Origin of the sequence: Burkholderia sp. Tr-20390 (assembly GCF_017104595.1) — a bacterium.
In the GTDB taxonomy this organism is placed as follows: domain Bacteria; phylum Pseudomonadota; class Gammaproteobacteria; order Burkholderiales; family Burkholderiaceae; genus Burkholderia.
On record NZ_JAAGPC010000302.1, the window covers coordinates 1 to 6,063 of the forward strand.

General features: G+C 69.6%; 6 protein-coding genes. 1 reads left to right on the forward strand and 5 read right to left on the reverse strand.

Going from position 1 to position 6,063, the window contains the following annotated elements:
* The coding region (locus G3N98_RS37695; RefSeq protein ID WP_206150963.1) for a CPBP family intramembrane glutamic endopeptidase at nt 1–367 on the forward strand (367 nt) is incomplete at its 5' end.
* 20 nt (nt 368–387) lie between these two features.
* Here the strand turns inward: G3N98_RS37695 and G3N98_RS37700 are convergent.
* The 5 genes from G3N98_RS37700 to G3N98_RS37720 form a co-directional block, all read right to left on the reverse strand.
* Complete coding sequence (locus G3N98_RS37700) at nt 388–1,368, reverse strand: aldo/keto reductase (protein ID WP_166894947.1); 981 nt, start codon at nt 1,366–1,368, stop codon at nt 388–390.
* Between the two features lie 189 nt (nt 1,369–1,557).
* Complete coding sequence (locus G3N98_RS37705; RefSeq protein ID WP_046548012.1) at nt 1,558–2,229, reverse strand: MarC family protein; 672 nt, start codon at nt 2,227–2,229, stop codon at nt 1,558–1,560.
* A gap of 149 nt (nt 2,230–2,378) precedes the next feature.
* The gene (locus tag G3N98_RS37710) at nt 2,379–3,179 is read right to left on the reverse strand and encodes an enoyl-CoA hydratase-related protein (protein ID WP_089475041.1); all 801 of its coding nucleotides are present in this window, start codon (nt 3,177–3,179) and stop codon (nt 2,379–2,381) included.
* Nucleotides 3,180–3,217: 38 nt separating this feature from the next.
* A complete protein-coding gene (gene paaK / locus G3N98_RS37715) occupies nt 3,218–4,540 on the reverse strand; it encodes a phenylacetate--CoA ligase PaaK (RefSeq protein WP_206150964.1) in 1,323 nt (440 codons plus the stop codon).
* A gap of 59 nt (nt 4,541–4,599) precedes the next feature.
* Nucleotides 4,600–6,063, reverse strand: a 1,464-nt coding sequence (locus G3N98_RS37720; protein ID WP_206150965.1) for a 3-hydroxyacyl-CoA dehydrogenase, incomplete at its 5' end; no start/stop codon positions are given.

Genomic DNA, 6,063 nt, shown 5'->3' on the forward strand with positions numbered 1-6,063 from the left:
CATCGGTCTGGTCGGCTGGGCGCCCAAGTGGCCGCCGTCGGGCTGGCTGTGGCTCGTGAACAACCTGCTGATCGTGACGCTCGCCGAGGAAGCGCTGTTCCGCGGCTACGTGCAGGGCGGGCTGACGCGCGCGCTGCGCGCGTTCGCATGGGGGCCGTGGGCCGCGCTCGCGATCGGCGCGGTGCTGTTCGGCGCCGCGCACGCCGCCGGCGGCTGGCAATGGATCGTGCTCGGCACGGTGGCCGGCATCGGCTACGGCCTCGCCTGGCGGCGCGGCGGGCTGCTCGCGTCCGCGCTCGCGCATGCGGGGTTGAACGTCGTTCACTTCGGCCTGTTCACCTACCCGATGCTCGACGCCGCGCGCTGACGGCCGCGCGGCGCCGCCGCTCAGTTGATCCCGGCGACCGCGTGCGGCACGTACGGGCGTTCGAGCGTCGCGATCTCGTCGTCGGTCAGTTTCAGTTCGAGCGCGGCCAGTGCGTCGTCCAGCTGCTGCGGCTTCGAAATGCCGACAATCGGCGCGGTGACCCCGCGCTTTTGCGCGACCCAGGCAAGCGCGACCTGCGCACGCGGCACGTTGCGGGCGGCCGCGATCGTCGCCACGGCATCGACGACCGCCTTGTCCGACTCCGCCGTCGCATCGTAAAGCCGCTGGCCGACCGCGTCGCTCTGCTGCCGCTCGGTCGACTCGTCCCAGTTGCGCGTGAGGCGGCCGCGCGCGAGCGGGCTCCACGGAATCACCGCGATCCCTTCGTCTTCGCACAGCGGCAGCATTTCCCGCTCCTCTTCCCGATACAGCAGGTTCAGGTGGTTCTGCATGCTGACGAAGCGGGTCCAGCCGTGCTGCTTCGACGTGTGCAGCGCCTTCGCGAACTGCCACGCGAACATCGACGACGCGCCGATATAGCGCGCCTTGCCGGCCTTCACGACGTCGTGCAGCGCCTCGAGCGTCTCCTCGAGCGGCGTGCCGTCGTCCCAGCGGTGAATCTGGTAGAGATCGACATAGTCGGTGCCGAGCCGCTTCAGGCTCTGGTCGATGTCGGTCATGATCGCCTTGCGCGACAGCCCCGCGCCGTTCGGCCCGGGCCGCATCCGGTAGAACACCTTGGTCGCGATCACGATGTCGTCGCGTTTCGCGAAATCGCGCAGCGCGCGGCCGACGATCTCCTCCGACGTGCCGTCGGAATACATGTTCGCGGTATCGAAGAAGTTGATGCCGGCTTCGACCGCCCGCTGGATGATCGGACGGCTCTGCGCTTCCGGCAGCGTCCACGGATGCGTGCCGCGTAACGGTTCGCCGAACGTCATGCAACCCAGCACCAGCTTCGACACCTCCAGCCCCGTCGATCCGAATTTCACGTATTCCATTGCGCGCCTCGCCATTGAAGTTGAGCTGACGGCCGGATGCGCGCCGCGCATCCGCCGGACCGTCGCATGGTATCCCGGGCGGCAAAAATGCGTGCGGCGTCGCCGCATCGTACGAAGGGAGTGGTCGTCAGCGCGAGGTCGTACGGGCGCCGGCCGCGCAGCACGTGCGCAGCGGCGCGTGGCGCTTGCTTACTTGGCCTGGTCGGCGATCGGCTGCAGGAACGCGGAAAAACCGGTCAGCATGATCTGCACGCCGATGCACAGCAGCAGGAACGCCGACACGCGCTTCGCGACCTTGGTGCCTTCGCTGCCGAGGTAGCGCGACAGCAGCGCGGAGCGGCTGTAGACCTGCCAGATCACGATCGCCACCAGCACCGAGACGGCGATCGACACGATGCTCGACAGCGCGAACTCCGACAGCTTGTGCGTGCGGTTCGCGTTCAGCGCGATCGCGGTCGCGATCGAGCCGGGGCCGACCGTCAGCGGCATGGTCAGCGGGAAGAAGGCGCGCGTCATGATCGCGTTCGCGTCGATCGGCTTGACCGGCGTGTCGCCGCCGCCCGGCCCGTCGGGTTCGTTCAGCATCTGCCAGCCGGCCACCGCAACCGCGAAGCCGCCGCCGATCCGCAGCGCTTCCATCGAGATACCGAAGAAATGCAGCACCGGCGTGCCGGCGAAGAACGCGACCATCAGCACGACGAACGCGTTGAATGCGACCTTCCTCGCGAGCAGATCGCGCTCTTGCTCGGTGAGCGCCTCGGTCCGTTCGAGAAACAGGAACGCGATGCCGATCGGGTTGATGATGCCAATCAGGCCGGTGAAGCCGAACAGGATCTCGGAGATAAGGCGGTTGACGATCATCGGATGAAGAATCGGTCGGGGCAGGGCCGGCAGCGCGCCGGAGGTCACGCATTGTAGAGCAAGCGCCCGCGCCCGAGCCGCAAAATTCGGCCGGGCCCGCTGCACCGCCGAGCGCCGCCGTTTCGCCCTGGTTTCCCCTCAGTTTCCCGTTACTCGGTGCCCGCCTCCCAGGCCGGCGGCCGCTTCGCGAAGAACGCGGCGAAGCCTTCCTTCGCTTCCTGCGTCGCCCGCACGCGGGAGATCGTCTGCGCGGTGAACGCCGCGCGCTCGTCCGACGGCGGATACTCGCCGATCGCGTCGAAGAAGCGCTTGATCTCCATCAGCGCGTTCGGGCCGTTGCGGCCGAGTTCGGCGAGCGTCCGGTCGAGCGCTTCGTCGAGCGCATCGAGCGGCACGGCCTGGTGGATCAGGCCGATCGCGACCGCTTCGCCCGCGGCGAGCTGGGTCGCCGTCAGCGCGAGGCGGCGCGCCTGGCGCTGGCCGACCGCCTCGACCAGATACGGGCCGATCACGGCCGGCAGGATCCCGAAGCGTGCCTCGCTGACCGAGAAGCGCGCGTGGTCGCTCGCGATCACGATGTCGCACGCCGCGCACAGGCCGACGCCGCCACCGAACGCATGGCCCTGCACGCGCGCCACCGTCGGCTTCGGGCATTGCCGGATCGCGCGCATCATCGCGGCGAACCGCTCCGCATCGCGCAGGTTCGCGGCCGCGTCGTTCGCGCTCGCGCGCTGCATCCACTGCAGGTCGGCGCCCGCGCAGAACGCGCGCCCCTCCGAACGCAGCACGATCGCGCGCACGTCGTCACGCCGGCCGAGCGTGGTGAACGCATCGGTCAGTTCGGCGATCATCGTCTCGTCGAATGCGTTGAGCACGTCGCCGCGCTGCAGCGCGACGGTTGCGATCCCGCGCGCATCGACCGTGACGGCCAGGGTCTTCAATCCATCCATCGAACAGGTTTCCTCGAGTTGAACGGCAAACAGGGGAATCAGGCGGCCTGGCGGCGGTCGATCACGCGCCGGGCCTTGCCGGTCGCGGTCGCGGGAATGCCGCCCGCGGCCAGCACCGTCACGCCGGACGACACGCCGACCATCGTCTTGATCCGGTGCTGCAACTCGCGCGCGAGCGCCGCGCGATCGCTTTCGCTGACGGACGCGGCCGCTTCGGAGCGCAGTTCGACCGCGAGGTCGAGGCGGTCCATGTGCCCGTCGCGCGACAGCGTGATCTGGAACTGGCCCGACAGCTGCGGCAGCGCGACGACGATCTCCTCGATCTGGCTCGGGAACACGTTCACGCCGCGCACGATCAGCATGTCGTCGGAGCGGCCCGTGATCTTCGCGAGCCGGCGCATCGCGCGCGCGGTCGGCGGCAGCAGCGCGGTGAGGTCGCGCGTGCGGTAGCGGATCACCGGCATCGCCTCCTTCGTCAGCGACGTGAACACCAGCTCGCCCTGGCTGCCGTCGGGCAGCACTTCGCCCGTGACCGGGTCGATGATCTCCGGATAGAAATGGTCTTCCCAGATCACCGGGCCGTCCTTCGTCTCGACGCATTCGCACGCGACACCCGGGCCCATCACCTCCGACAGCCCGTAGATGTCGAGCGCGTCGATGCCCACGCGCGTCTCGACTTCCTCGCGCAGCGCCTGCGTCCACGGCTCGGCGCCGAAGATGCCGATCTTCAGCGACGATTCGGCCGGGTCCATCCCCTGCCGCACCATCTCGTCGATCAGGTTCAGCATGTATGACGGCGTGACGAGGATGATCTTCGGCTCGAAATCGCGGATCAGCTGCACCTGCTTCTCGGTCTGCCCGCCCGACATCGGCACGACCATGCAGCCGAGCCGTTCCGCACCGTAGTGAATCCCGAGGCCGCCGGTGAAGAGCCCGTAGCCGAATGCGTTGTGCAGCGTGTCGCCCGGGCGGCCGCCGGCCGCGCGGATCGAGCGCGCGGTCACGTTCGCCCACGTGTCGATGTCACGCGCGGTGTAGCCGACCACCGTCGGCTTGCCCGTCGTGCCGCTCGACGCGTGCACGCGCACGACTTGCTCGCGCGGCACCGCGAACAGCCCGAACGGATAGTTGTCGCGCAGATCGTGCTTGGTCGAGAACGGGAATTTCGCGAGATCGGCGAGCGACTTCAGGTCGTCCGGATGCACGCCCGCCGCATCGAACGTGCGCCGATAGTGCGGGACGTTATCGTACGCGTGGCGCAGCGACCACTTGAGGCGCTCGAGCTGCAGCGCCTGCAGTTCGTCGCGGCTGGCAGTCTCGATCGGCTCGAGGGCGGCGGCGGGATGCGTCGGGTGAGTCATCGGGGTGCTCCTCCAATGGAGTGATGTCGTTATCGTGTTCGAGGTAACGGGGGCGACGGCTACGACCGGAACGTGCGGCCGGCCGCATGCAGCGCGGCGATGCGCGGCGACACGCGATAGCGGTCCTCGCCGTAGCTCGCCGCCAGGTTCGACAGCACGCGATGCACGCGGCCGATGCCGATCGCATCGGCCCACGCGAGCGGGCCGCACGGGTAGTTCACGCCCTTCTCCATCGCGAGATCGAGATCGGCGGGCGAGCACACGCCCTGGTTCACCGTGTCGGCCGCCTCGTTCGCGAGCATCGCGACGGTGCGCATCGCGACCATGCCCGGCACGTCCGCGACGCCGACGACGCGAAAACCCGCCTGCTGGAACAGGCCGACCGCATCCGCATAGGCCGCATCGCTGCACTGGAGCGCGCGCGTCAGCGCGACGAGCCCGGCCTGCGCGTAATCGCGCGCCAGGTCGACCAGCACGAGATCGGCCGCGCCCGTCTGCGCGGCGCGCTCGGTCGCGGTACGGCCGTCGGTCAGCGCGATCGATGCGCGGCCGGCCGTCGCGAGCAGGTCGTCGGCATGCGCGCCGGCCTGCCGGGCGCCCGGAATGCATTCGGCGAAGCGCGCATGCAGCGCGGCGGCCGGGCCGTCCTGCGCATACAGCGCGACGTCGGCCGGCGCGTCGCGCGGGGCTTCGAGATCGGGGGCAGGCGGCGTCGCGCCGTCCGCATACGAATAGAAGCCGCGGCCCGACTTGCGCCCGAGGAAGCCCGCGTTCACGAGTTCCTGCTGGATCAGCGACGGCGTGTAGCGAGGATCGTTGAAATACGCGCGGAACACCGATTCGGTCACCGCGAAGTTCACATCGTGGCCGATCAGGTCCATCAGCTCGAACGGCCCCATCCGGAAGCCGCCGGCCTCGCGCATCACCGCGTCGATCGATGCCGGCGCGCCGCCCTGCTCGTTCAGCACGCGCAGCGCCTCCGCGTAATACGGGCGCGCGACGCGATTCACGATGAAGCCCGGCGTCGATTTCGCCATCACGGGCTGCTTGCCCCATGCGGCGGCGGTCGCAACCAGCATCTGCGCGACTTCCGGCGCGGTCGCGAGCCCGCTGACCACCTCGACGAGCGCCATCAGCGGCGCCGGGTTGAAGAAATGCAGGCCGGCGACGCGCTGCGGCACACGCAGCCCGGCCGCGATCGACGTGATCGAGATCGATGACGTATTGGTGGCCAGCAGGCACGCGTCGTCGACATGGCGCTCGAGCGTCGCGAAGATCTCGCGCTTCACGTCGAGCCGCTCGGCCGCCGCCTCGACGATCAGCGCGGCGCCCGCGAAGTCGGCCAGCGCACGCACCGCGCGAATCCGGGCGCCGGCCGCGTCGGCCTGCGCCGGTTCGAGCCGGCCCTTCTCCGCGAGCCGCGCGAACTGCGCGCGGATGCCGGCCAGCGCCTTGTCGCAAGCGGCTTCGTTCAGGTCGTACAGCAGCACCGCATGGCCGGCCGCCGCCGCGACCCGCGCGAT

Excerpts from the sequence above, each read along its gene's own strand:
- G3N98_RS37700 (WP_166894947.1), bottom strand. The coding sequence starts at position 1,368 with ATGGAATACGTGAAATTCGGATCGACGGGGCTGGAGGTGTCGAAGCTG.
- G3N98_RS37705 (WP_046548012.1), bottom strand. The coding sequence starts at position 2,229 with ATGATCGTCAACCGCCTTATCTCCGAGATCCTGTTCGGCTTCACCGGC.
- G3N98_RS37710 (WP_089475041.1), bottom strand. The coding sequence starts at position 3,179 with ATGGATGGATTGAAGACCCTGGCCGTCACGGTCGATGCGCGCGGGATC.
- paaK (WP_206150964.1), bottom strand. The coding sequence starts at position 4,540 with ATGACTCACCCGACGCATCCCGCCGCCGCCCTCGAGCCGATCGAGACT.